Below are 25,597 nucleotides of genomic sequence, written 5' to 3'. Positions count from 1 at the left end.
GCGGCCGATCTGGGCTTCGCGCCGGCGGCGCCCTGGTTCCGCGCCCATCAGGCCGGCCAGCAGCTTATCTTGAGCCAGATCGCACGCCCCGTTGACCGCGGTTTCCGAGCGTGCTACGAGCAGGCCGTTCCGCGCGTCGTGGCCGAGTGGGAGCGAATGTGCGTTTCCCGGCTGCGGTGGGGTATCCCGCGCGCTTCGTCAGCCACTTTGGACGGGGCGGCCGCGATGGGGACGACGAGGGCGCCCGCCGGGCGGCGCGCCCGAAGGGCGAACAAAATGACGTTCACGGATGCAGCCGCCGAGGTGCTTCGCCTCGTCGGTAGACCGCTTCACTATAAAGAGATCACCGATATAGCGATCGAGAAAAACCTCCTTAGCCACGTTGGTAAGAGCCCAGAGGTCACGATGGGCGCCCGCCTGGCGGCGACGCTGAAGAAGGACACGGCGGACAACCCCCTGGTGCGGGTGAAGCCGGGCGTCTTCGCGCTGCGCGAGTGGGACGAGAAGACGATCAAGTCGGGGCTCGACGGCAAGAAGGCGAAGCGCGGCGGGAAGCCGGAGGCGGTCAAGGCGCGCAAGGACGAGGAGCAGCCGACCCTGTTCGAGACGGCCGCGGACGACGAGGCGGCGGAAGAGGGCGATTCGGGCGCTGCGGCGGCCGAGGCCGGGACGGAGACCGAGGCGGCCGAGGCCGGGACGGAGACCGAGGCGGCCGGCGAAGAGGCGCAGGCCGCGGCTGCGGTCGACGACGAGGACGAGGATGATGCCGTGGTCGGCGCGACCGGCGCCACCGCGCTGAACGGCGTGGAGATCGCGGCAGCGCGTGAGCACGTGCCGCCGCCGGCGCCGTCCTCCCCGCGCGCCGCGAGCACCTACATCGACGAGGAAGAAGGCGAGCTCGAGGACGCGGAGCCGCCGGGCCCGGACGAGGCGATGCGGGCCGAGGCCGTCGCCGGCGCCGCCGAGCTCTTCGACGAGGAGGACGACGACGACCAGCCGATCCTCGGCGGCGAGGACCGCGCGACCCCCGGCTCGTCGGGCGAGCAGGGCGAGGGGCGCCGCCGCCGCCGTCGCCGCCGCCGGGGCCGCGGGACCGCGGACGCCGCCCCGAGCGCCGGGGGGCTGCCCTCCTACGTGGCGACGCCCGTGTTCGAGGCTCGGCGCGAGAACGGCCGCGAGCCGCCGCGCTCCGATCGCGGCGAGCGCGAAGGCCGCGCCGAGCGCTTCGATCGGCCCGAGCGCGTCGATCGGCCCGAGCGCGTCGAGCGCGCCGACCGGCCCGAGCGGGCCGAGCGGCCGGAGCGGACTGACAGCTTCGGCGCCGAGCCCGTCTACCGCGGTCCGCAGGTGATCGAGCTCACGGGTGGCGAAGGGCACGCGCTCGACGACCTGGCCGGCCGCGATCTCGCCGACGCTGTCGCGGGCATCCTCTCGACCTTCGATCGGAACGCGGGCGCGGTGTCGCTCCGGCAGATCGCGGAGACGGCGCAGCGTCGCGGCCGCCTCGCCGGCGACGTGCAGCTCGTCCAGTCGCAGGTCGCGGCCGCCGTGCGCGCCGACAACGCGCGCCGGACGGCCGCGGGGCAGCGGCCGCGCTTCCGCTTCGCCGGCGGCCGGATCGCGCTGACCGACTGGCTGCTCCCGGGCGACCTCGCGCGGCTGGAGCAGGAGGCGCTCGCCGCCGTGGATCGCTACCGCGACGCCGCGCGGCGCGCCTTCGTGCGCAAGCTCTCCGAGCTCCCGGGCCACGCCTTCGTCGAGATCTGTGTCCTCGCCCTCGAGCGCATCGGGCTCGGCCAGCTGCGCGCGGTGCGCCGCGCCGGGGCTCCGGGCGGCGAGAGCCACTTCTCCGGGGCGCTCCGCACGGCGGGCGACGAGATCAAGCTGGCGCTGGTCATCCGGCGGGACGGCCGCGAGGTCGGCCGCGAGCGGGTCACCGAGCTCCGCGGCTCGCTCCACCACTACGGCCCCGCGACCGCCGGCTGGATCCTGACCGCCGGTCAGATGCTCTCGGGCGCGCGCGAGGAGGCCGCGATCCCGGGGACCGCGCCGATCTCCCTATTCGACGGGCTCGCGGTGGCGCGCGTCTGTGAGGACAACGATGTCGCTGTCCTCCGCGCCCGCCTCCCGATCGCGATCCCCGACGTCGATCTGCTCGAGGCGCTCCGCGCTTCCTGACCCCTGTCGCGCGCGTCCGGCCGGGGCTCGCTCCCGCCGGACGCGCGGCGCCCTTCCGTTCTCACCCTCGCTGGCGCCCCGGCTCCTCGGCCGGCCCCTCCTGGCTCCCCGGCCTCCTTGGCGCCTCTCGCGACGCTTCCGCGGTTGACGGGCTCGGGGATCCTTGTCAGCGTCCGCGCCCATGCGCCATCGCGCGATCGCCTGGGCCGCGCCCCTCGCCGTGCTCGTGACCGGATGTGCTTCCGTGGCTCCGCCTGCGTCCCGGTTCCCGACCGCCGACGCGGCGCTCGACCGGATGAAGGAGACGTATGCCTGCGTGAACGGCGTCCAGGGCACGGCCAAGATCGATCACTTCTCCCGCCAGGGCAGGATCCGCGGGGACGTGTACATCCTGGCGGTCAATCCGGATCGGGTCCGGTTCGATATCGTGAGCCCCTTCGGCGCCAACCTCTACACGCTCACGTCGGATGGAACCCTGTTCCAGATGCTCGACGTCGGCCAGAAGCAGCTTTTGCACGGGCCAGCGAGCGCGTGCAACCTCGCGCGGCTCACCCAGGTGCCCATCCCCGGGCACGCGCTCGTCTCGCTGCTCCGCGGCGAGGCGCCGGTGCTCGTGCACGAGCCGCGCGCCGCGTCGATCGCGTGGGACGGCGACGGCTTCTACCGTGTGCTGATCCAGAGCACCCGCGACGCGACGCAGGAGATCCACCTCGAGCCGCGCCCGGACGACTGGCGCCTGCCCTGGAGTCAGCAGCGCCTGCGCGTCAGGCAGGTCCGGGTCGCGCAGCGCGGGATGGACCTTTATCAGGCCGAGCTGAGCAATCATGAGGTGATCCGCACCGCGCCGCCGCGCGTCGATCCGGAGGGCATCGACGATCCGATCCCGCCGAGCGGCGGCGTCTGCCAGGCGGAGGTGCCGAGATCGATCCGCATGCGGGTCCCGAACACCGAGGACGACGTCATCTTTCAATACAAGGAGGCGAAGTGGAATCCGCCCCTCATCTCAGGGGCGTTCACCCAGCCGATCCCTGGCGGAGTCATCCGTCGATATGTCGACTGCCAGGACTGAGTCGGTGGACTCAGGTTATTCCTGAGAGCCTGCGTTGGCGCGTCGACCTCCGCGCGGCGCCGGCTGTGTCTGCCAACTTCCGTCTTCTTCCGTCTTACGGCGTGGACGCCGCCCTCGTGAACGTCTAGAAATGCGCAATCCACCTCGCCCTGGCGAGAGGAGTCGGCGATGGACGTCGAGCCGGGAACGATCGTCGGCGAAAAATACCGGCTGGAGGGGCCGCTCTCGCGCGGCGGGATGGGGTCCGTGTGGGTGGCCCGGCACGTCCAGCTGGGCGCGCCGGTGGCCATCAAGTTCATGGACCCGGAGCACGCGGCCTCGCCCGAGTTCCGCGCGCGCTTCTACCGTGAGGCGCGCACGGCGGCGAACCTCGAGAGCCCGCACGTGGTGAGCGTGCAGGACTACGGCATCCAGGGGACCGTCCCCTATCTCGTCATGGAGCTGCTCCGGGGCGAGGACCTCAGCCGCCGGCTGCGGCGGGTCCGTCGCCTCCCGCTCGCCGAGGCGGCGCGCATCGCGATCCAGACCTGCAAGGCGCTGCGCCGCGCGCACGACTCCGGGCTCGTCCACCGCGACCTCAAGCCTGGCAACCTGTTCCTCGCGCGCGTCGACGACGAGGAGGAGATCGTCAAGGTCCTCGACTTCGGCATCGCCAAGCAGCTCACCGGCAAGCTCCTCAGCGGCGAGACGACGAAGACCGGCGAGCTCCTGGGCTCGCCTTTCTACATGAGCCCGGAGCAGGCGCGCGGCGACAAGGACCTCGACGCGCGCAGCGACCTGTGGTCGCTCGGGGTCATCCTCTTCCGCGCGGTCACGGGCAGGCTCCCTTTCGAGGGCGACGTGCTCGGCGCGGTCCTGTCGAGGATCCTCGTCGAGCCGATCCCGCAGGCGACGCAGCTCGCGCCCGACCTGCCGGCCGAGCTCGACGACTTCTTCCTGCGCGCGCTCTCGCGCGATCGATCCCAGCGGTTCCAGTCGGCGCAGGAGATGGTGCTCGCCTTCGTGGGCGCGGCGGGCGACATCGGCGTCCCGCTGCCGGTGCCGTCGGTGCCCCGGCCGCCGCCGCCCGCGTCGCGCACCGGGACGCTGCTCGGGCTGTCGCCGGGCGGCACCGCCGAGCCCGAGGGGCCGGGCGACGCCCGCGCGCTCTCCTGGTCTGGCTCGGAGGCGCCGCGCCCGCAGCTGGACGCGCCCGCGCCGCTGCCCGAGCCGTCGCAGCCCGGCACGCTCACGGCCGCCGCGGCCGGGGAGGTCCCCGACACGCGCAGGCCGCGCGCGAGCGCGACGTGGCGCTGGCTCCTGGCGTGCGGCGCGCTCTCGGTGATCAGCGGGACGGTCGCGATCACGGCGCTGCGTCCCGTCGGCGACGAGAGCGCCGCGCCCGCGCTCGCGCCGGGGCAGCCCGCCGCCGTGCTCCCGGCCACGCCGCCGGTGGAGGTGGTCCGCGCGTCGACGCCCGTCGTGAATCGCCTGCCCGTCGCCGCCGGGGGCGCGCCCGTGACAGACCCCGCGCCGCCTTTGCCGGCGCCCTCGGACGGAGCGGAGCGGGGGGCGGCCGCCGCGCCCCAGGCCTCGCCGGCACGCCCGGCGAAGCGCCGGATCCCACGCCGCTCGCGCGAGCTGGTCGACCCGTGGCAGGGAAGATAGCGGTGGCCGCGCCCGCGTTCGTCGGCCGCGCCCGCGTTCGTCGGCCGCGCCCGCGTTCGTCGGCCGCGCCCGCGTTCGTCGGCCGCGCCCGCGTTCGTCGGCCGCGCCCGCGTTCGTCGGCCGCGCCCGAGCTCGCCGGTCGCGGTCGAGCCTGCCGGCTTCGCCTGAGCTTGCCGGTCGCGCCTGACGACGCCGGCTACGCCAGCGCGTCGCGGAGGCGGCGCGGCGCGTCCGTGATCAGCCCGTCGACGCCGAGCGCCGCGAGGTCCTGCGCTTCGCGTGGGTCGTTCACCGTCCACACGTTGACCACGCGCCCCTGCCGCTTCAGGAGCGCGATGCGCTCGGGCGACGCGATCGTCCGCTCGATGTGCGCGGCGAGCGCCCCGAGCGCCGGCGTGAGGCGCACGGCCGCGTCGTGGTAGCGGCTCCGGTGCACGAGGAGCGCGCGCGGGACGGCCGGCGCGAGGACCCCGAAGGACGCGAGCATGACCGGATCGAACGACGAGACGATCACCGCGTGACCGGGATCCCAGGCGCGCAGGAGCCGCGCGGTCGCGCGCACGACGGCGGCGCGGTCGGGCACGTCCCGCTTCATCTCGATGTTGACGGCGAGCCTGCGCCCGCGCGCGAACGCGAGCACCTCGGCGAGGAGCGGCACCCGGCCGCCGCCGAGGTCGACCCGCCGGAGCTCGTCCCAGCGGAGCGCCGCCGCCGCGCGCGCGTCGGCGCCGTGGGTCACCCGCTCGAGGTCCGGGTCGTGCAGCGCCACGACCTCGCCCGAGCCGCACACCCGCACGTCGAGCTCGATCCCGTCGGCCCCCTGCGCCGCCGCCTCCTCGAAGGCCGCGAGCGTGTTCTCCGTGGGCGCGCCCTCGCCCCGCACGCCCCGGTGCCCGAGGAGGAGCGGCGCGCGCGCGGCCGCGCCCCGCGACGACGACCCCGGCTCGCGCGCGTCACGGCGGAAGCGCAGCTCGGCCCAGGTCAACGCTCGGGCTCCTCGTTGAGCTCCTCCGCGACGGTGCGGGCCGCCTCGCGCGCGCGTTCCAGCGCGGAGAGCGGGAAGGACGCCGCGCCGACGGCCGGGTGCCCGCCCCCGTCGTAGCGGCGGCAGATCGGCGCGATGTCGCGATCGCGCGGGACGCCGCACCAGGGGTTATAGCCGACCGAGAGCTTGTAGTGCTGCTTGTGCCGGGAGAGCGTGACCGAGTAAACGCACTCCGGGTACATCGCGTACGTCATGAACTTGCCGACCGCCTCGAGCGGCGCGTCGGAGAGGTCGACCAGCACGACGCGGCCGAGCTTGCGCGCGCCGCGCTCGATGCGCGCGACGAACGTCTGCCGCGAGAGGGAGAGCGGACGCCAGAGATCCTGGATATCGGGGGCGCGCGCCACCTCGCTCACGGGCTGCTCGACGAGCCGGGGCACCACGGACGCGAGGAACGGCCCGTCCCCGTGGTGCTCCACGACGGAGGCGAGCTGCATGATCGGCTCCTCGCGGCTGACGGCGGCCTCGGCCGAGGGGAAGCGCGCGGTGTCGATGACGTCGGCCCACCGGATGAGCTCATCGACGCCGGACATCTCGACGCTGAAGTGGTCGCGGCCGACGTCCGCGATGAGCTTCGTGCACGAGCCGTAGGCGGCGTCGTAGAAGACGTGCGGCGCGTCCCCGGCGGCCCTCGACCCCGTGGCGCCCGCGAGCGCCGCGTCGCGCTCGTCGTCCGAGCCGAACCCGGTGATGTGGTGGTCGAAGTACCACGTCAGCTTCTTCGTCGGCGTGTAGCGGAAGTCGAGGATCGCGTTCTCGTCGCCGTCGAGCCACGAGGGAGGGATCATCGTCATGCCCGGGCCGTACCCGCAGGAGCGGTAACGGAAGGCGAGCGGCTCGCCGGGGCGGAGCGCCTGCATCAGGCGGGTGAACAGCGCCGCGCTCGCCATGCCGTCGAAGCAGTGGCCGTGCGTCGCGACGACGATGTCCCTGGGCTTCATCGGGCGAGGGGGTAGCACGCTCCATGGCCGGCCGCTCGCGGGCCGAGCATCGCGCGGCGGTTCTGGTACTCTCCGCGCCGTGCGGCGCGCCCTCGCTCTCCTTCGTCTGTGTCCGTTCAGGCCGGCGCGCCGCTTGCTCGCCGCGTCGCTCGCGCTCGCCGCGCCGGGCTGCGGCGGCGCGTCGGCGTCCCGCGTCGAGGTGCTGCAACCGAGCCCGCCCCCCGCGCCGGCCCCGGCGCCCGCGCCCGAGGTGCGGAACCCGCCGCCGCCGAGCGATGCGCCCGAGCCGGACCCCGAAGCGTCGCGCCTGTTCCTGAGCCGCGTCGGGCAGCAGCGGCAGCCGGCGAGCGCGCCGGTGCCGCGCGTGACGGCGCTCGCGCTCGAGAACACGGCGCGCGGCGAGGCGAGGGGGATGACGGCGATGGGCGACGTCGTGTCGCTCGCGATCGCGGAGGGAGAGAGCGGCGCGATCCCCGTGCGCGTCGCGCCGGGGGAGTGCGCGGTGTTCATCGCGCAGGGCGGGCTCGGCGTGATCGAGGTCGACCTCTTCGTCACGAAGGGCGCGGCGCCCGCGCTGCAGATCGCAGCCCAGGACGCGGACAGCGGGCCGATCGCGGTGATCGGCGGCAGGGGCGCGTGCTTCTCCGCGCCGGGCAACGCGCCGCTCGCCGTGAGCCTCCACGCGCAGGTGCGGCGCGGCGCCGGCGTCGTCCTTGTGCAGGGCTACCGCGGCCCGCGCCCGCCCGCGCCGCCGGCCGCATCGCCGCCCGGCGCGACCCCGCCGGACACGGCGCCGCCGAGCGCGTCCCCGCCCGCCGCGCCCGCGTCGTCGACCGCGCCGCCCGCCGCGCCCGCGTCGTCGACCGCGCCGCCGCCCGCCGCGACGCCTCCTGGCGCCTCGCGCGTCGCGCCGCCCCGGTAGCGCGGGGACGCCCGGCGCGCGTCCGACCGCGCGCTCCTCATTTCGCGCAACTCGGCGCGGGCGCCGGTCGACACGCCGCGTATGGCGTCGATCGAGATCCTGCCCTCCGATCCATCCTACCCCGCGCCGCTCTGGGCCCTCGTGACGGAGTCCGAGGCCGCGCCGCCGACGCTCTACGTGCGCGGCGTGCTCCCCGCGCGCCCTGGCGTCGCGATCGTCGGGACGCGCGCCGCGAGCGACGAGGCGCTCCGGTTCACCCGCGCGCTCGCCGCGGCGCTCGGCGACGCGGGCTTCTCGATCTGGTCGGGCGGCGCGCGCGGCGTCGACGCGGCCGCGCACGAGGGCGCGCTCGAGGCGCGCGCGCCGACCGTGGTCGTGAGCGGCGGCGGCCACGCGCGCCCGTACCCGCGCGAGCACGCGCCGCTCTTCGATCGCATCCTCGCCGCGGGCGGCGCGCTGCTCGCGCGCGTCCCCGACGACACGCCGCCGCTGCCGGGGCTGTTCCTCCAGCGCAACGCGGTCCTCGCAGCGCTCACGCTCGCGACCGTCGTCGTCGAGGCGGGCGTCGAGAGCGGCGCCCGCTCCGCCGCCGCGGCCGCCCGACGCCTCGGTCGCCACCTCTGCGTCGTGCCCCACGCGCCGTGGAGCCCGCGCGGCGTCGGCTGCGCGCTCGAGCTCGTCGGCGGCGCGCGCCCGATCACGCGCGCGGCCGACGTGATCGACGTCCTCGGCGGGCCGGCGCCCCCGCCCCGCCGGCGAGCGCGGCGTGCGCTGCGCAACAGCCCGCCCGCCACCGGCACGCTGCCGCTGCCGGACGCGGCCTTCGCCGCGCCGGCTGGCGCTCCGCCCGGGAAAATCGTACCTGCGCCGGCGGCCGGCGCGGGGCTCGGCGGGGCGCTCCGCGCGGAGCTCGGCGGGGCGATCGGCGCGGAGAATAACGCGGAAATCACCGCGGAAATCACCGCAGAACAGCGCGCCGTCCTCGACGCCCTGGACGCCCACCCGGCGCACGTCGATGAGGTCTGCGAGCGGACGGGCCTTCCGCCCAGGCGCGCCGTGGAGGCACTCTTGACGTTGACGCTCCAGGCCGTAGTAGTAGAGGGGCCCGCCGGGTTGTTTCGGCGGGCTCTTCGTTGAAGGGGCACGTCGGCTCACCCTCCCAGTGCGGTTCCGGGTGGCCGCCTCCTCGCGGGGGGGCCTCCCTCGCACCGAAGGCAGCCCTTCAATCCTCTACCAGCCCCGACACGTTGCTCAGAAGGTGGTGATGGCCAAGACGCTCGTCATCGTGGAGTCGCCGGCGAAGGCGAAGACCATCAAGAAGTATCTCGGCAACGGGTACGAGGTGTTCGCCTCGAAGGGGCACGTCAAGGATCTGCCCAAGAAGCAGAACGCCGTCGACGTGCAGAACGATTTTGCCGAGACCTACGAGGTCATCGAGGGCAAGGAGAAGGTCCTGGAGGAGCTCAAGTCTGCCGCGAAGAAGGCGGACGAGGTGCTCCTGGCGACCGACCCTGATCGCGAGGGAGAGGCGATCGCGTTCCACATCTCGGAGGAGATCAAGAACCCGAGGCTCAAGGTGGCCCGGGTGGAGTTCCACGAGATCACGAAGAAGGGGGTCGACCACGGCGTCCACAACCCCCGCAAGCTCGACGAGAACTTGTACGACGCCCAGCGGGCGCGGCGCGTCCTCGATCGCATCGTCGGTTACGACGTCTCGGCGCTCGTCTGGTCGAAGCTCGCGTTCGGCCTGTCGGCGGGCCGGGTGCAGTCGGTCGCGCTGCGGCTCATCGTGGATCGCGAGCGCGAGGTCGAGGCGTTCGTCCCGGAGGAGTACTGGAACATCGCGGTCGGCCTCGCCGCGGCGAGCCCGCCGCAGCGCGCGCCGTTCGTCGCCAAGCTCGCCTCCGCCGACGGCAAGAAGCTCGAGGTGACCAACGGCGAGGTCGCCGCGAAGGTGCGCGCCGACCTCGAGGCGGCTCGCTACCGCGTGGCGAAGGTCGTGCGGCGCGAGCAGAAGCGCAACCCGCCCGCCCCGTACACCACCTCGAAGCTCCAGCAGGACGCGACGAACTACCTGCACTTCGGCGCCAAGCGGACGATGCAGATCGCGCAGGCGCTCTACGAGGGCATCGACCTCAAGCGCGACGGCGGCCCGGTCGGCCTCATCACGTACATGCGTACCGACTCGACGCGCGTGAGCGACGACGCGATCGCCGAGGTGCGCGGCGTGGTCGCGAAGCGGTACGGCAAGGAGTTCGTCCCCGAGCGCCCGAACGTCTACAAGTCGAAGAAGAACGCGCAGGACGCGCACGAGGCGATCCGGCCGACGAGCGTCGAGATCCACCCGGACTCGATCAAGAAGCACCTCAAGGACGAGCAGTACAAGCTGTACAAGCTCATCTGGAACCGCTTCGTCGCCTCGCAGATGAACCCGGCGGTCTACGACCGGACGACGGTCGAGATCGACGCGACGCCCACGGCCGCGGCGCCCGCGTACCGGAGCTACCTCGCCAGGGCGAGCGGGCGCATCCTGAAGTTCGCCGGCTGGCTGCAGGTGACGGAGGGCCAGCAGGAGTTCGCCGGCGAGGAGGAGAGCGCGGGCGCCGCGGCGGAGGGCGGCGCCGCCGCGCCGGCGCCCGCCGAGGCGAGCGCGCTCGCGACGAGCGACGCGGAGCGGGCCGCGCCCGGCGTCCCGGCCGAGGAGGACTCGGAGGCGCTCCTGCCCGACATGAAGGAGGGCGAGGCGCTCGCCGTGTCGCCCCCGGGGGTCATCACCGACCAGAAGTTCACGCAGCCGCCGCCCCGCTACAACGAGGGCTCGCTCGTGCGCGAGCTGGAGAAGCGCGGCATCGGCCGCCCGTCGACGTACGCCGAGATCATCAGCAAGGTGCAGCAGCGCGCGTACGTGGAGAAGCGGGAGGGGGGCGCGTTCCAGCCGACGCTGCTCGGGAAGTTCGTGGTCGACGGGCTCGTCCGGTCGAACCTCGACATCATGGACCCGAACTTCACGGCGCAGATGGAGGAGGAGCTCGACGAGGTCGGCGCCGGCAACCTGAAGCGCGAGCAGCTGCTCAAGCGCTTCTACAAGAAGTTCCGCGAGCAGCTCGACAAGTCGAAGAAGCTCGCGCCGTGGAAGCCCGAGGCCGAGAAGACCGACATCGTCTGCGACGAGTGCGGCTCGATGATGCTCAAGAAGTGGGGCAAGAACGGTTGGTTCTTGAGCTGCGAGCGCTACCCGAAGTGCAAGGCCACGCGCGACCTGTCCGACGCGCGGGGCACCGCCGCCGTCCGCGAGACCGACATCTCGTGCGACAAGTGCGGCAAGCCGATGATCATCAAGACGGGGCGCTTCGGCGACTTCCTGTCGTGCACCGGGTACCCGACCTGCAAGAACACGCGCCCGGTGCCGCTCGGCGTCGCCTGCCCGAACTGCGGCGGCGATCTCATCGAGATCCGGCCGCGCAAGAAGGGCGGGCGCACGTTCTACGGCTGCTCGAACTGGAACGCCGAGCAGAAGTGCGACTTCAAGCTCTGGCAGAAGCCGGTGCCCATCCCGTGCCCGCAGTGCGGCGCGAAGTTCGTCACCCGCACCGGCGGCAAGAAGGCCATGCTCGTCTGCGCGACCAAGGACTGCGGCTTCAAGCAGGAGATCGTCGAGGCAGAAGGCGAGGACGGCGCCACGGACGGCGCCGTCGCCCTCGACGCCGCGGCGGTCGACGCGAGCGCGGCGCCCGCCGCCCGGCCCGAGCCGGCGGTCGCGCCGCCCGCAGCCGCCCAGCGGCCCGAGCCGGCGCCGAGCCCCGGCGCGGCCGGAGGGGCAGCCGAAAAGCCCGCGCGGGCCGTGCGCGCCCGCCGCACGGCGAGCTAAGACGGTCGCGAGATCCCACCCACATCCCTGGTGAGCTGTATGAACGGAGCAGAGAGCCCGCGCGACGTCGTCGTCGTCGGAGGCGGCCTGGCCGGCTGCGAGGCGGCGTACCAGCTCGCGCAGCGCGGGCTGCGCGTGCGCCTCGTCGAGATGAAGCCGCACAAGCGCACGCCCGCGCAGACGAGCGATCGGATGGCCGAGCTCGTGTGCTCGAACTCGCTGCGCGGCGCGGCGCTGAGCAACGCGGTGGGGCTCCTCAAGGAAGAGCTCCGGCGCGTGGGCTCGCTCGCCTTGCGGTGCGCGGACGAGACCTCGGTGCCGGCCGGCGGCGCGCTCGCCGTCGACCGCGAGCGGTTCGCGGAGGCGATGACGCGGGCGATCGAGGCCCACCCGCGCATCGCGGTCGAGCGGCGGGAGGTGACGGACATCCCCGCCGAGCGGCCGGTGATCCTCGCGACCGGCCCGCTCACGTCCGACGCCCTCGCGGCGAGCCTCGCCGCGGCCGTCGGCGCCGAGCACCTCGCCTACTACGACGCGATCGCGCCGATCGTCAGCGCCGACTCGATCGACTGGTCGCGCGTGTGGAAGCAGTCGCGCTACGGCAAGGGCGGCGCCCTCCGCGGCGAGCGGGCCGCGCCGCCGGAGCAGCGGTCGGCGCTGCCGGAGGACGCGGCCGAGCGGCGCGACGACGCCGAGGTAGGCGACGAGGCCTATGTGAACTGCCCGTTCGACGAGGCGCAGTACAAGGCGTTCGTCCGGGCGCTCGTCGAGTCGGAGAAGGTGGAGGCGCGCGACTTCGAGGAGGTGCGCTACTTCGAGGGGTGCCTGCCGTGCGAGGTCATGGCCGCGCGCGGCGAGCAGACGCTCGCGTTCGGGCCGATGAAGCCGGTCGGGCTCACCGATCCGCGCACCGGCCGGCGCCCCTACGCGGTGCTCCAGCTGCGCCCGGAGGACGAGGCCGCGACCGCGTACAACCTCGTCGGGTTCCAGACGCGCATGAAGTTCGCCGAGCAGCTCCGGGTCTTCCGGATGGTGCCCGGCCTGGAGGAGGCGGACTTCCTCCGCATGGGCTCCGTGCACCGGAACACCTTCGTCGACGCGCCGGCGCTCCTCGGCCCGGCGATGGAGCTCCGCGCGCTCCCGGGCGTGCACCTGGCCGGCCAGATCGCGGGTGTGGAGGGCTACGTGGAGAGCGCCGCGGCCGGGTTCGTGTGCGCGATCCTCCTCGCGCAGCAGCTGCGGAACGAGCCGCTCCGGCCGCCGCCGCCCACGACGGCGCTCGGCGGCATCCTGACGCACCTCGGCCGCAAGCAGCCCACGTATCAGCCGTCGAACATCACCTGGGCGCACATCGCGCCGCTCGATCCCGCGCACGGCAAGCTGCGCAAGCGCGCCCGCTACGAGGCGATGGCCGAGCGCGCCCTCCGCGACCTCGGCGCGTGGTGGGCCGCGGGCTGACGGGCGAGCTCGACGCCAGTGGACAGCGCGGCAGCGCGGCAGCGCGGCAGCGCGCCCGCGAGCGGCTCTGAACATCCGTCTCCGCGGCCGGGCGCGCGGCGCGCGGCCCGCGCCAATCGTGCGCGGGCCGCCCGCCGCGCGCCAGCTTCGATACCCTGGCGGTGGTGCGTCGCGCGCCGCCTGCGGGCTCCGGGAGCCCGCCCACGCGCGGGCCCGCGCCCACGGAGGTAGCCCATGAAGCTTCGCTTGTTCGCGTTCCTTGCGCTCGCTGTCCCTGCCGCCATGCTCCTGCCGCCGCGCGACGCGCTCGCGTGCGGCGGGTGCTTCGCCCCGGTCACCCAGACCACGGTCGTCAACGCGCACCGGATGGTGCTCTCCATCTCGCCTGTCCAGTCGGTGCTCTGGGACCAGATCCAGTACGCCGGCGACCCGAGCGAGTTCGCCTGGGTGCTCCCGGTCAAGCGCGGGGCGACGATCCAGGTCGGCTCGGACGCGTGGTTCGAGACGCTCGACGCCGCCACGTCGGTGCGCATCACGGCGCCGAACTCCACGTGCGGCGGGAGCGGGGGCGGCTGCGGCGTGCTGATCGGCGGCGCCGCCTCGGACTCGGCGGGGGGCTTCGGCAACGAGCAGGTCACGGTGCTCCACCGCGGCACCGTCGGTCCGTACGAGACCGCGACGCTCGCGACCGACACGCCTGGCGCCCTGAACAAGTGGCTGGACACGAACGGCTTCGGCGTCGACGAGTCGACGCAGCCGGTCATCGACGCCTACGTCGAGGAGGACTTCGACTTCATCGCCCTCAAGCTCCAGCCGGGCAAGGACGTGAAGGAGATGACGCCGGTGCGGGTCGTCATGCCGGGGGCGAACTCGACGCTCCCGCTCCGGATGGTCGCCGCCGGCACGGGCGCGAACGTCGCGATCACCCTCTTCGTCATCGGCGAGGGCCGGCAAGCGCCCGAGGGGTTCGCCGCCGCGAGCGTCCCCCACGACCTGCTCGCGTGGGACTTCGCCTCGCAGGAGTCGAACTACGGCGCGCTGCGCGAGAAGGCGCTCGCCGCGGCCGAAGGCGGCCGCGCGTTCCTCACGCCCTACGCGCAGCAGGGCTCGCTCTTCTCGCCCGTGTCGAGCTCCGCGGCGCCGTTCGGCGTGCAGTACACGACGAGCGGCTCGACGACCCCGGTCGACACGATCGCCGCGGCGTTCGCCCAGCAGGGGCTCGCGAACGGCGAGACCGAGGACACGGCGTGCGCCGTGCGCTTCGCCGAGCTCGCGATGGAGGACCGCGCCGTGGGCAACCCGTGCCCGGCCGGCGCCTCGCTCTCCGATCCGAGCTGTGACGGGGTCGCCTCGGGCCAGATCGACGCGCGCGAGCTCGCGTGCGGGCCGCTCGACGACCTCGCCGTCGCGATGATCGGCCTGCACCCGAAGGACGTCTGGCTCACGCGTCTCGAGGCCAACCTGCCGCGCGCCGCGCTCGACACCGACCTCGTCCTGGTCCCCGCGGCGCAGGAGCGGGTCGACAACTGGCTGCGCGCCCGCGCGAGCGTCCACGCCGAGGTGCTCTGCGGGGCGGCGACCCCGGTCCTCGACGGCGACCGTACCTCGCGGTCGCGGGGGCAGGGCACGCTCGTGGGCATGACGCTCGGCGCCCTCGCGCTCGCGGCGGCGGTCGCCCGCCGCGGCGCGCGCCGCTTCTCCGCCCGCCCGGCCTGACCGGCGGCGCTGTGGCGTGACGGCCGAGCGTGGCAGTCTGCCACGTCGCGAGCCTCCTTCAGCGGAGATCTCCGCGCGATCGCGCCTCGGCGTGGTGGCATACGGGCTGCTTGAGCATTGCGTCGAGGGCGTGCGGGCCACTGCGGCAATCGTGCAGCAGCCGTCCAGCGCCCAGGACGCGACATGACCTGCTCGGTGCTGACTCTTCCAGGCTCCAGGGCGAACTCCAGATCAAGTCACGCAGAGGCCGGCAACGCGCACGCGCCTCACACCACGCGCCTCCTGCCCGGGATGACGAGGGTGCTCGAATCGCTCCTCGATGACATCGCGCGCGCCCAGGAGAAGATCTGGGTCTCGACGTACATCTACCGCAACGACCAGATGGGTCATCGCTTCGCCGACGCCTTCGCGGAAGCCGCGCGGCGCGGCGTCGACGTGCGGCTCCTCTACGACGCGCTCGGCAGCCACAGCACGCCTGGGGCTTTCTTCGAGGACATGAGGGCTCGCGGCGTCCGCACCCGCGCTTACCGGCCGCTCAGCACCGTCCTCCGCGGGGGCGCCCTGTTCCCGCGGGAGCACTCGCGCATCGTGGTCATCGACGGCGCCGGCTACGTGGGCGGCGCCGCGTGGGCCGACGAGTGGCTCCCGCGCGATCAGGGCGGCGGCGGCTGGCACGAGGTCTGTAGCCGGGTGATGGGGCCGTGCGTGGCCGACATGGAGCGGGTGTTCGAGTGCCGCTGGATGCTCGCCAACGACGCACAGGGCCGCTCCTTCGATTACTGGACGGGCGGCGTCTACGATGACGTGGAGTTCATCACCGACGCGCCCACGCCGCCGGCGGTCATCTACGAGCGCCACCTGGAGCGGGTGCGCGCGGCGCGGCGCCGCGTGTGGATCGAGAACGCGTATTTCTGCCCGCCTCGCGGGCTCGAGCGCGAGCTCATGGACGCCGCGCGCCGCGGGATCGACGTGAAGATCATCGTGCCGCGCAACTCCGATCTCCCGACCATCCGCAACGCAAGCCTGGCGAGGTACAGGTCGTGGCTGGAGAACGGCCTGCAGATCTACGAGTTCCTCCCCTCGATGCTCCACTCGAAGTTCGCGGTCATCGACGACGACTGGGCGACCGTGGGCACCTTCAACGTGAACCCCACCAGCCTGCGGTGGGTGAGCGAGGCGAACCTCATCGTGAAGCAACCTGCCTTCGTGAGGGACGCCGCCCAGCTCTTCGAGCGGGACCTCCAGCGGTGCGAGGAGGTCTGCCTCAACAACCTCCCCACGCCAGGGCCGCTCGCGCGCATCCGGAACGCGCTCTGGAGCATGGGCCTCGACCTGCTGGAGCCACGCTATGCGGGCGCTCGCTGGAACAATGCGCTCCCGGAGCGCGAGCGCGACGGCGGGCTGCTCCAGGCGCTCGGGGTCTAGAATCCCGAGCACGCTGATCAAGCGAGCAATGAACCGCCAAGACGCCAAGGACGCCAAGACAGGATTCTCTTCTTGGCGTCCTTGGCGCCTTGGCGGTTAGACTTTCTGCGCTTTCCAGGCAGTTTCAGCCCGTTGTCGCTCTGGCTCGGCCCGGGCCGCCGACGCGGCGCGAGACCCGGGTGACGACAGAAGACCGAAAGTCGAGGCGCAGGGGACGCGAGGGAGAGGCCTGCTCCCCGCGTCCTCTGCTCCCCGTCGCTCGAGCGCCTGTGGCCCTGAGCCGCAGCGCCCCATGGCGCCGCGCTGCTACGGAGAGGGCGCCGCCAGGGCGCCTGGCGACGGCTCCGCCGCCCCACCGTCCGGGGCTGGCGGCGCCTCCTCGGCCGCTGCCCTGTGCGTCTCGGGCTCCTGCCTGGCCGCCCCCGCGTCCTCGCGGGCCTCGATCGCGCTCGCCGAGCCCTCGGCAGCCGGCGGCGGGCAGGCCGCTTCTCCGCCTGCCTGCCCGCCATTCGTGGAGCAGGCCGCGCTCCCCGCCTCGGGCGTCGACCCGGCCGGGGCCGCCTGCGCGAGGAGCAGCGACGCCTCCACGCCCGCGTCGGCCGCGGGCAGCTCCGGCAGCGCGCTCGCCGCCGGCGCCGGCGGCTTCGCTTCCGCCGCGGCCGTCGCCATCGCCGGCGCCGCGGGGGCAGGCGCCTTCACGGTGCGCGCCGGGCGCGGCGCCACGGTCGCGACCGGCGGCGCCACGAACCCGCGCGCCATCGTCGCCGTGAGGGAGCTCGGCTCGGCCGCTGGCCGCGCTGGCGCCTCGACAACCGTCGCCGCCGTCGCCGCGGGCGCCGCCGGCGACGTCGGCGTCAGCTCGGCGACGGGGCCCGTCGCGACCGGCGCCACGCTCCACGCCGCCGCCCCCGCCATCAGCACGAACCCCGCCGCCGCGACGCGGCGGAACGGGAAGCGCTCTCGCAACGACGGCCGCAGCGACGCCGCCGCGATGCCCGGCGGCGTCCCCACCGCCGTCGCCTCGGACCACGCGCGCTCGCCGCTCTCCTCCAGCAGCTTGCGCCCGACCACCACCGGCGCCCTGGGCCCGCTCTCGCCCGGCGCCCTCCGCGCGGACGCCATGGGCAGCTGCAGCTCCATGGCGTCCTCGGCGCGGCGCGAGTGCAGCGTCGGCGCGGAGCTCACCACCATCGGCCGCGGCGACGGCGCCGGGACCTGGCTGCTCCGCTCATCCAGCCATTGCGCGCGGAGCGACGCGCCGCACACGTCCTCCGAGACGCCCCGCGAGAGGAGCCACGTCGCGAGCGCGACGCCGAGCTCGCGCATGCTCCCCCAGCGCTCCGCCGGGTCCTTGCGCAGCCCGCGCTCGACGATCGACCACAGCGCCGGGTCGGTGCCGCACCGCTCGACCAGCGACCGGACCGGATCCTGGATGATCGCGCGCAGCGTCCCGAACCCTTGCTCCCCGGCATACGGCGTCTCCCCCGCGATCGCCTCGTACAGCATCGTGCAGAGCGCCCAGATGTCCGCGCGATGATCGACGTGCCCTTGCCCGAGCGCCTGCTCGGGCGGCATGTACTGCGGGGTCCCGATCACGGCCGCGCCCGTGGAGCCGGACTCCGGCTCGGTCCACGTGACCTTCGCGATCCCGAAATCGACGACCTTCGGCTGGATCCTCCCGTCGCCCTGATCCGCGAGCATCACGTTGTCCGGCTTGAGATCCCGGTGAACGACGCCCCGCTCGTGGGCCGCGTGCATCGCGCTCGCGACGGGCAGGAGGATCGCGACCGCCGCCTCGGGCGGGAGCTGCGGCTCCCGGCAGAGCACGTCCCGCAGGGCCTCGCCCTCCAGGAGCTCCATCACGATATAGGGTGTGCCCTCCGCGGTCTTGCCGAGATCGAAGACACGCACGATCCCAGGGTGGCTGAGCTTCGCCGCCGCCCGCGCCTCGCGCAGCAGCCGCTCCGCGATCGCGGGAGAGCGCATCTCCGGGCGCAGCACCTTGATCGCCACGTTCGCCTCGAGCGCTGTGTTCGCGGCGACCCAGACAGAGCCCATCGCCCCCTCTCCCGCCTTGCGGAGGAGCTGGTACTTGTCGCCCACCAACGTGCCGACCTCGAAGCGTTCCCCTAAGGTGTGCTCGAACCCCTGGGTCATGTTGATTGACATGCGCTCTCCTGCCGCCTGCTCCGGCCATCCCGCCGCTCACCACGCCACGCCATGCTTCGACGCCAGATCTGGAGCATCGCGCATGCCAGGCGCTCCTCTCGGGGATCGCCTGAAATACCGCGCGGGCGCGTCGGCGGCAGCGCGCCTCGGCGAGGCAAGTTGCCACGCACCGAGCGCAGCCGCGGCACGCGAGCGCCCAGCGCGCGACTCCTCGGGATCTAGATGAAGCTGTCGTAGGGGCGCTTCAGCCCGCTGTCGCTCCGGACGTCCTCGGCGCCGGCATACTCGAGGATCATCTCCAGGATCTCGGCGTCTCGCGTCGACTGGGCGTGAACGCCGACGAGGATCTCACCCTGCTGCAGGCCGCTCTCGTAGGCGCGCGCGCGGTGCTCGGGGACGCCGGCGCCGACGAGCGCGCCGACGAGCCCGCCGGCCGCGCTGCCCGCGCCCGCGCCCGCGAGCGCGGCCTCGATCGGCCCCGCCACCACGAGCCCCAGCCCGGGGAACATCAGGCTCGTTCCGACCGCCGCGAACGCGGCGAAGGCCGCGCCGACCGCCGCGCCGACAGCGCCGCCGACGCCGGCGCCCTCCACTGCCCGCGAGCCGGTTCCGGTCTCGACGTGCTGGCCGCGCGCGCCATGGCTCATCACGACGCTGATGGCGTCGCGCTTGTATCCACAGCTCATGACGCGCTCAATCGCCCTCTCGGCTTCCCCCCGTGTCTTCAACAGACCGGTCACCAGCTTTGCCCTCACTGACAGGCTCCTTTCCCCAAGACCGTCCCCGCGCAGCCGCGTTCCCTCGCTGTATTCTGGAGTCCCACACCGGTCAGGCAGACCGCGTGCCAGGCAAGGACGCCGGAAATGCCGGGGATCCTGCACAATCGGCTGTGGACGGTCGCGCAACCCCTGCGCAGAGATGCCACACTGGGGCGTCATTGCAGCGCAGACGAACTGTCAGCTTGCGCCAGGGGTGGGCCGTGAGGTGGGGTGGTGAACCGGAGTGAACCGAGGTGGAGCAGGAGGAGACGAGCTCAGCGATGCAGCCAGATCCGGAGCAGCGCGAGCAGCTGCTCCGTGTCGACAGGCTTCGAGATGTAGTCGGTCGCGCCCGCCTCGAGGCACTTCTCGCGGTCGCCCTTCATCGCCCGCGCCGTGACCGCGATGATCGGCAGCGTCTGGAAGACGGCCCGCTTGCGGATCGCGCGGATGGTGTCGTATCCGTCCATCTCCGGCATCATGATGTCCATGAGGACGACATCGATGCCGCTGGTCCGCTCCAGGCGCTCGATGGCGGCCTTGCCCGTGTCGGCGGCGAGGGTCGTCATCCCGTGGCTCTCCAGGACGGTCTTCAGCGCGTAGATGTTGCGGAAATCGTCGTCGACGATCAGCGCGCACTTGCCGGAGAGCGCCGTGGCGGACTCGTGGAGCTGCTCCACGATGAGCCGCTTCGGCTCCGGCAGGTCCGGGATCCGGCGGTGCAGCGCGAGCGTCACCTCGTCGAAGAGGCGCTCTCGCGACTGGACGTGCTTCACCGGGAGCCGCTGCGCCAGCCGGGCGATCTGCACCTCGTCGTCCCCGGCGATGTCCGCCGGCGTGTAGACGATCGCCGTCAGGTCGGCGAAGCGCCCGGCACGGTCGAGGTGGTCGATGAGCTCGAAGCCGGGCATATCGGGCAGGCGCAGCCCGAGGACGATGGCGTCGAACGGCTCGCGCTCGACCGCGGCGAGCGCCTCCCGGCCCGTCGACACGGTGGCGATCGTGATCCCCTCGTCCGAGAGCAGCTCGGCCACGGGGTCGCCAGCTGCCTTGTCCGGCTCGACCAGGAGCAGCCGGCGCTGCGGCGAGCTGACCAGCGCGTCGAGCCGCGCGAACGCCTCGTCGAGCGCCGTCCTGCTGCTCAGCGGCTTGTTCAGCAGCCCCACCGCGCCCATCCGGCGCGCGCGGCACCGCTCCTCTTCCGTCTCCGTCGTGATCACCTGGACCGGGATGTGCCGCGCCTGGAGATCGCGCTTCAGGCAGTCGAGCACGCGCCACCCGTCGATGTCGGGCAGGTTGATGTCCAGCGTGATCGCCAGCGGCCTGAGCTCGCGCACGAGCGAGAGCCCGGTCGCGCCGCGGACCGCCACGACAGCCTTGAAGCCGTGCTCGCGCGCGACGTCCACGAGGAACCGGGCAAACACCGTGTCGTTCTCCACGATGAGGATCGCGCGATCGCCCGGACGTACGCTTTCGCTGTCGTCGATGATCTGCGTGTCCGTGGTCGTGGCCAGGCGGTCCGACGGCCGGCTGCTGTGGACGGGCTCCTCGAGGACCGGCGGGGCGTCGAGCACATGGGCTGGCTGCCGCCGCGCCGCCCGCACGGGCCGGTAGGAGCGCGGCAGGTAGAGGGTGAACGTGCTCCCGCGGCCCGGCGCGCTGACGAGCACGAGGTCGCCGCCGAGCAGCCGCGCGATCTCCCGGCTGATCGCGAGCCCGAGCCCGGTGCCGCCGTACTTCCGGCTCGTGCTCCCGTCCGCCTGCTGGAACGCCTCGAAGATGATCTGCTGTTTGTCCGGCGCGATCCCGATGCCCGTGTCGTGGACGGAGAGGGCGATCACCGCGTCGGCCCGGCTGAGCACATCGTTCTCACGGCTCCACCCCTCGCGGGCCACTGTCACCTCCAGGATCACCCTGCCGCGCTCGGTGAACTTGAAGGCGTTGGAGAGCAGGTTCTTGAGCACCTGCTGGAGCCGCTTCGCGTCGGTGAGGATCGACCCCGGCAGGTCCTGCGAGAAGGCGAGCTCGAACTCGAGCTTCTTCGCCTCGGCGACGTGCCGGAACGTCCGCTGCACGTAGTCCGAGAGGTCCTTGAAGCTGATCTCGCCGACGTCGACGACGACGGTGCCCGACTCGATCTTCGAGAGATCGAGGATGTCGTTGATGAGCGCCAGGAGGTCGGTGCCTGACGCGTGGATCGTCTTCGCGAACTCGACCTGCCGCGCGGTGAGGTTCTGGTCGTTGTTCCTGGAGAGCTGGTCCGAGAGGATGAGGAGGCTATTCAGCGGGGTCCTGAGCTCATGGGACATGTTGGCCATGAACTCCGACTTGTATTTCGAGGTGAGGGCGAGCTGCCGCGCCTTCTCCTCGAGGGCCTGCCGGGCCTGCTCGACCTCGTGGTTCTTCCGCTCGACCTCGACGTTCTGCTCGGCGAGCAGCCGCGCCTTCTCGCCGAGCGCGGCGTTCGTCTCCTGGAGCTCCTCCTGCTGGCTCTGGAGCTCGCGCGCCAGCGACTGGGACTGCTTGAGCAGGTCCTCGGTGCGCATGTTGGCCTCGATCGTGTTGACCACGATGCCGATCGACTCGGTGAGCTGATCGAGGAACGCCTGGTGCGTCGGGCTGAAGCGCTCGAGCGACGCGAGCTCGATGACGGCCTTCACCTGCCCCTCGAAGATCACGGGCATGACGATGATGTTGACCGGGGGCGACTCGCCGAGGCCGCTCGTGATCGTGATGTAGTCGGGCGGCGCGCTGACGAGGAGGATCTTCTCCTTCTCGAGCGCGCACTGCCCGACGAGCCCCTCGCCCAGCTTGAACTGGTTGTCCACGTGCTTGCGCTGCTTGAACGCGTAGCTCGCGAGCAGCTTGAGGACGGGCTCTTCCCGGGACGAGTCCATGATGTAGAAGACGCCCTGCTGCGCCGTCACGACGGGGGCGAGCTCGGACAGGATGAGCCGGCCGACGGTGAGGAGATCCTTCTGCCCCTGGAGCATGCGCGAGAACTTGGCGAGGTTGCTCTTGAGCCAGTCCTGCTCGCTGTTCTTCAGCGTCGTGTCCTTGAGGTTCCGGATCATCTCATTGATGTTGTCCTTCAGCGCCGCGACCTCGCCCTGCGCCTCGACCTTGATCGACCGGGTGAGATCGCCCTTGGTCACGGCGGTGGCGACCTCGGCGATCGCGCGCACCTGCGTGGTGAGGTTCGCCGCGAGCCGGTTCACGTTGTCGGTGAGGTCCTTCCAGGTGCCGGCGGCCCCGGGGACGCTCGCCTGCCCGCCGAGCTTGCCCTCGACGCCGACCTCGCGCGCCACCGTCGTCACCTGATCGGCGAACGTCGCGAGCGTCTCGATCATGCCGTTGATCGTGTCCGCGAGCGCGGCGACCTCGCCCTTCGCGTCGACGACCAGCTTGCGCTTGAGATCGCCGTTGGCGACCGCGGTCACGACCTTGGCGATGCCGCGCACCTGGTTCGTCAGGTTGCCGGCCATCGAGTTCACGTTGTCGGTGAGGTCCTTCCAGGTGCCGGCGACGCCGCGGACGTCAGCCTGTCCGCCGAGCTTGCCCTCGGTGCCCACCTCGCGCGCGACGCGCGTCACCTCCGAGGCGAAGGAGTTGAGCTGATCGACCATCGTGTTGATGGTGTTCTTGAGCTCGAGGATCTCGCCCTTGACGTCGACGGTGATCTTCTTCGAGAGGTCGCCGTTGGCGACGGCGGTGGTGACGGCGGCGATGTTGCGGACCTGCGAGGTGAGGTTGCCGGCCATCGAGTTGACGGAATCGGTGAGGTCCTTCCAGGTGCCGGCGACGCCGCGCACCTCGGCCTGCCCGCCGAGCTTGCCCTCGGTGCCTACCTCGCGCGCGACGCGGGTGACCTCCGAGGCGAACGAGCGGAGCTGATCGACCATCGTGTTGATGGTGTCCTTGAGCTCGAGGATCTCGCCGCGGACATCGACGGTGATCTTCTTCGAGAGGTCGCCGTTGGCGACGGCGGTGGTGACGGCGGCGATGTTGCGCACCTGGGCGGTGAGGTTGCCGGCCATCGAGTTGACGGAGTCGGTGAGGTCCTTCCAGGTGCCGGCGACGCCGGTCACCTCGGCCTGCCCGCCGAGCTTGCCCTCGGTGCCTACCTCGCGCGCGACGCGCGTCACCTGCGCCGCGAAGGCGCTCAGCTGGTCGACCATCGTGTTGATGGTGTTCTTGAGCTCGAGGATCTCGCCCTTGACGTCGACGGTGATCTTCTTCGAGAGGTCGCCGTTGGCGACGGCGGTGGTGACGGCGGCGATGTTGCGCACCTGGGCGGTGAGGTTGCCGGCCATCGAGTTGACAGAGTCGGTGAGGTCCTTCCAGGTGCCGGCGACGCCGCGGACGTCGGCCTGCCCGCCGAGCTTGCCCTCGGTGCCTACCTCGCGCGCGACGCGGGTGACCTCGGAGGCGAAGGAGTTGAGCTGATCGACCATCGTGTTGATGGTGTTCTTGAGCTCGAGGATCTCGCCCTTGACGTCGACGGTGATCTTCTTCGAGAGATCCCCCGTGGCGACGGCGGTGGTGACGGTGGCGATGTTGCGCACCTGGGCGGTGAGGTTGCCGGCCATCGAGTTGACGGAGTCGGTGAGGTCCTTCCAGGTGCCGGCGACGCCGCGGACGTCGGCCTGCCCGCCGAGCTTGCCCTCGGTGCCTACCTCGCGCGCGACGCGCGTGACCTCGGCGGCCAGCGAGCTCAGCTGATCGACCATCGTGTTGATGGTGTCCTTGAGCTCGAGGATCTCGCCCTTCACGTCCACGGTGATCTTCTTCGAGAGATCGCCCTTCGCGACGGCGGTGGTGACGGTGGCGATGTTGCGGACCTGGGCGGTGAGGTTCGACGCCATCGAGTTGACGGAGTCGGTGAGGTCCTTCCAGGTGCCGGCGACGCCGCGGACGTCGGCCTGTCCGCCGAGCTTGCCCTCGGTGCCTACCTCGCGCGCGACGCGGGTGACCTCCGAGGCGAAGGAGTTGAGCTGGTCGACCATCGTGTTGATGGTGTTCTTGAGCTCGAGGATCTCGCCCTTGACGTCGACGGTGATCTTCTTTGAAAGGTCGCCGTTGGCGACGGCGGTGGTGACGGCGGCGATGTTGCGGACCTGCGAGGTGAGGTTGCCGGCCATCGAGTTGACGGAGTCGGTGAGGTCCTTCCAGGTGCCGGCGACGCCGCGCACCTCGGCCTGCCCGCCGAGCTTGCCCTCGGTGCCTACCTCGCGCGCGACGCGGGTGACCTCGGAGGCGAACGAGCGGAGCTGATCGACCATCGTGTTGATGGTGTCCTTGAGCTCGAGGATCTCGCCCTTCACGTCCACGGTGATCTTCTTCGAGAGATCTCCCGTGGCGACGGCGGTGGTGACGGCGGCGATATTGCGCACCTGGGCGGTGAGGTTGCCGGCCATCGAGTTGACGGAGTCGGTGAGGTCCTTCCAGGTGCCGGCGACGCCCTTCACCTCGGCCTGCCCGCCGAGCTTGCCGTCGGTGCCTACCTCGCGCACGACGCGGGTGACCTCCGAGGCGAAGGAGCCGAGCTGCTCGACCATCGTGTTGACGGTCCTGGCCGTCCGGAGGAACTCGCCGTTCAGTGGCCTGCCGTCGACCTCGAGGGCCATCATCTGCGAGAGATCGCCCTTGGCGACGGCCCCGATGACGCGCGCCGTCTCGGCGGTGGGGTGGACGAGATCGCCGATGAGCTCGTTCATGCACGCGATCTCGTCGGCCCAGGCCCCGCTCACCTCGCCGATGAAGGCGCGCTGCGACAGCTTGCCCTCCTTGCCCACCACGCGGCTCAGGCGGTGGAGCTCCCTCGCCATCTTCTCGTTGAGATCGACGACGTTGTTGAACGTGTCGGCGATCTTCCCGTCGACCCCGGACCAGTCGAAGGGCAGCCGCACCGAGAAATCGCCCTTCTTGAGCGCCGTCAGCGCCAGCAGCAGCGTCCGCCGGTCGAGCGCGTCGCTCGCGATCGGCGGCGCGGCGCGGGCCCCATCTCCCCCGGGGTCCTTCTTCGCGCGCGCGGCGCCGTGCAGCCCGTCCCCGGACGCGCCCTTCTTTCCCTTGCCATTGCCAGCTCTCGCTTTGCGGGCCGCCTTGTCGAGGTCGCTTCGCTGCTCCATGCCGCTCTTCTCCTGGTCACGCCTGCAGGCGATGCCGATCGGTTGAGGGAAACGAGATCGCGCCCCGGACGCGGCAGCGCCCCGGAGCGCGGCGAGCGGCTCGACGGGGCAAGCCCCGGAGCGCCCTTCCGCCGCCGCGAGGCGGCGAGAGGAAAGGCCCGCTCGCCTGGGAAGGCCGAGTCGCCGACTGGCTCGGGCGGCTCGGGCGATCGCGGGACGCTCGCGCCGCCGAGGGGCGTGGCTCTCGCTGCCCGACCGAGGAGGTTCCGT

Annotated in this window: 14 protein-coding genes; 9 read left to right on the top strand and 5 right to left on the bottom strand. The window is 72.5% G+C overall.

Translation table 11 applies throughout. From position 1 onward, the window contains the following. Positions 1 to 276: 276 nt before the first annotated feature. The 3 genes from WME85_RS32020 (at position 277) to WME85_RS32010 (ending at position 4,894) form a co-directional block, all read left to right on the top strand. The gene (locus tag WME85_RS32020; protein WP_437826844.1) at positions 277 to 2,178 is read left to right on the top strand and encodes an HTH domain-containing protein; all 1,902 of its coding nucleotides are present in this window, start codon (positions 277 to 279) and stop codon (positions 2,176 to 2,178) included. Between the two features lie 181 nt (positions 2,179 to 2,359). Then, positions 2,360 to 3,247 carry a LolA family protein gene (locus WME85_RS32015; RefSeq protein WP_437302807.1) on the top strand — a complete coding sequence of 296 codons (888 nt, stop codon included), beginning with the start codon at positions 2,360 to 2,362 and terminating at the stop codon, positions 3,245 to 3,247. Between the two features lie 168 nt (positions 3,248 to 3,415). Then, positions 3,416 to 4,894, top strand: coding sequence for a protein kinase domain-containing protein (locus tag WME85_RS32010; protein ID WP_437826842.1), 1,479 nt, complete (start codon positions 3,416 to 3,418; stop codon positions 4,892 to 4,894). 196 nt (positions 4,895 to 5,090) lie between these two features. Here the strand turns inward: WME85_RS32010 and WME85_RS32005 are convergent, their stop codons facing one another. Both WME85_RS32005 and WME85_RS32000 read right to left on the bottom strand, forming a co-directional pair. Beyond that, positions 5,091 to 5,879, bottom strand: coding sequence for a glycerophosphodiester phosphodiesterase (locus WME85_RS32005; RefSeq protein ID WP_437826840.1), 789 nt, complete (start codon positions 5,877 to 5,879; stop codon positions 5,091 to 5,093). After that, positions 5,876 to 6,880: a hypothetical protein gene (locus WME85_RS32000; RefSeq protein ID WP_437826838.1), complete on the bottom strand. Its 1,005-nt coding sequence runs from the start codon at positions 6,878 to 6,880 to the stop codon at positions 5,876 to 5,878. Before WME85_RS32000 ends, WME85_RS32005 begins: the two co-directional genes overlap by 4 nt. Positions 6,881 to 7,013: 133 nt before the next feature. On the opposite strand from WME85_RS32000, the gene WME85_RS31995 reads away from it, so the two are divergent. The 6 genes from WME85_RS31995 (at position 7,014) to WME85_RS31970 (ending at position 16,269) form a co-directional block, all read left to right on the top strand. Continuing rightward, positions 7,014 to 7,802 (top strand): hypothetical protein, encoded by a 789-nt coding sequence (locus tag WME85_RS31995; protein WP_437826836.1) that lies wholly within the window; start codon positions 7,014 to 7,016, stop codon positions 7,800 to 7,802. 81 nt (positions 7,803 to 7,883) lie between these two features. Beyond that, positions 7,884 to 8,939 (top strand): DNA-processing protein DprA, encoded by a 1,056-nt coding sequence (locus WME85_RS31990; RefSeq protein ID WP_437826834.1) that lies wholly within the window; start codon positions 7,884 to 7,886, stop codon positions 8,937 to 8,939. A 127-nt stretch (positions 8,940 to 9,066) separates the two neighbouring features. Then, complete coding sequence (gene topA, locus WME85_RS31985; protein WP_437826832.1) at positions 9,067 to 11,670, top strand: type I DNA topoisomerase; 2,604 nt, start codon at positions 9,067 to 9,069, stop codon at positions 11,668 to 11,670. A 39-nt stretch (positions 11,671 to 11,709) separates the two neighbouring features. After that, the gene (gene trmFO, locus WME85_RS31980) at positions 11,710 to 13,128 is read left to right on the top strand and encodes a methylenetetrahydrofolate--tRNA-(uracil(54)-C(5))-methyltransferase (FADH(2)-oxidizing) TrmFO (RefSeq protein ID WP_437826830.1); all 1,419 of its coding nucleotides are present in this window, start codon (positions 11,710 to 11,712) and stop codon (positions 13,126 to 13,128) included. 234 nt (positions 13,129 to 13,362) lie between these two features. Further along, positions 13,363 to 14,844, top strand: a complete 1,482-nt coding sequence (locus tag WME85_RS31975) for a DUF2330 domain-containing protein (RefSeq protein ID WP_437826828.1) — start codon at positions 13,363 to 13,365, stop codon at positions 14,842 to 14,844. 291 nt (positions 14,845 to 15,135) lie between these two features. Next, a complete protein-coding gene (locus WME85_RS31970) occupies positions 15,136 to 16,269 on the top strand; it encodes a phospholipase D-like domain-containing protein (protein WP_437826826.1) in 1,134 nt (377 codons plus the stop codon). Positions 16,270 to 16,575: 306 nt separating this feature from the next. Here WME85_RS31970 and WME85_RS31965 read toward each other — a convergent pair whose 3' ends face one another. The 3 genes from WME85_RS31965 to WME85_RS31955 form a co-directional block, all read right to left on the bottom strand. Then, positions 16,576 to 18,372, bottom strand: a complete 1,797-nt coding sequence (locus WME85_RS31965) for a protein kinase domain-containing protein (protein WP_437842405.1) — start codon at positions 18,370 to 18,372, stop codon at positions 16,576 to 16,578. Between the two features lie 284 nt (positions 18,373 to 18,656). Then, the gene (locus WME85_RS31960) at positions 18,657 to 19,124 is read right to left on the bottom strand and encodes a hypothetical protein (RefSeq protein WP_437826825.1); all 468 of its coding nucleotides are present in this window, start codon (positions 19,122 to 19,124) and stop codon (positions 18,657 to 18,659) included. 347 nt (positions 19,125 to 19,471) lie between these two features. Then, the gene (locus WME85_RS31955; protein WP_437826823.1) at positions 19,472 to 25,327 is read right to left on the bottom strand and encodes a HAMP domain-containing protein; all 5,856 of its coding nucleotides are present in this window, start codon (positions 25,325 to 25,327) and stop codon (positions 19,472 to 19,474) included. Between the last annotated feature and the right edge of the window lie 270 nt (positions 25,328 to 25,597).

It is taken from the genome of Sorangium sp. So ce1153 (assembly GCF_051521595.1).
Classification (GTDB): domain Bacteria; phylum Myxococcota_A; class Polyangia; order Polyangiales; family Polyangiaceae; genus Sorangium.
This window is presented reverse-complemented; position numbering and strand designations above follow the sequence as displayed.

What these genes read in the sequence shown, in the direction of transcription:
- trmFO (WP_437826830.1), top strand. Translation starts at nt 11,710, where the DNA reads ATGAACGGAGCAGAGAGCCCGCGCGACGTCGTCGTCGTCGGAGGCGGC.
- WME85_RS31960 (WP_437826825.1), bottom strand. Translation starts at nt 19,124, where the DNA reads ATGAGCTGTGGATACAAGCGCGACGCCATCAGCGTCGTGATGAGCCAT.
- WME85_RS31990 (WP_437826834.1), top strand. Translation starts at nt 7,884, where the DNA reads ATGGCGTCGATCGAGATCCTGCCCTCCGATCCATCCTACCCCGCGCCG.
- WME85_RS32000 (WP_437826838.1), bottom strand. Translation starts at nt 6,880, where the DNA reads ATGAAGCCCAGGGACATCGTCGTCGCGACGCACGGCCACTGCTTCGAC.
- WME85_RS31975 (WP_437826828.1), top strand. Translation starts at nt 13,363, where the DNA reads ATGAAGCTTCGCTTGTTCGCGTTCCTTGCGCTCGCTGTCCCTGCCGCC.
- WME85_RS32020 (WP_437826844.1), top strand. Translation starts at nt 277, where the DNA reads ATGACGTTCACGGATGCAGCCGCCGAGGTGCTTCGCCTCGTCGGTAGA.
- WME85_RS31955 (WP_437826823.1), bottom strand. Translation starts at nt 25,327, where the DNA reads ATGGAGCAGCGAAGCGACCTCGACAAGGCGGCCCGCAAAGCGAGAGCT.
- WME85_RS31970 (WP_437826826.1), top strand. Translation starts at nt 15,136, where the DNA reads ATGACGAGGGTGCTCGAATCGCTCCTCGATGACATCGCGCGCGCCCAG.
- topA (WP_437826832.1), top strand. Translation starts at nt 9,067, where the DNA reads ATGGCCAAGACGCTCGTCATCGTGGAGTCGCCGGCGAAGGCGAAGACC.
- WME85_RS32015 (WP_437302807.1), top strand. Translation starts at nt 2,360, where the DNA reads ATGCGCCATCGCGCGATCGCCTGGGCCGCGCCCCTCGCCGTGCTCGTG.
- WME85_RS32010 (WP_437826842.1), top strand. Translation starts at nt 3,416, where the DNA reads ATGGACGTCGAGCCGGGAACGATCGTCGGCGAAAAATACCGGCTGGAG.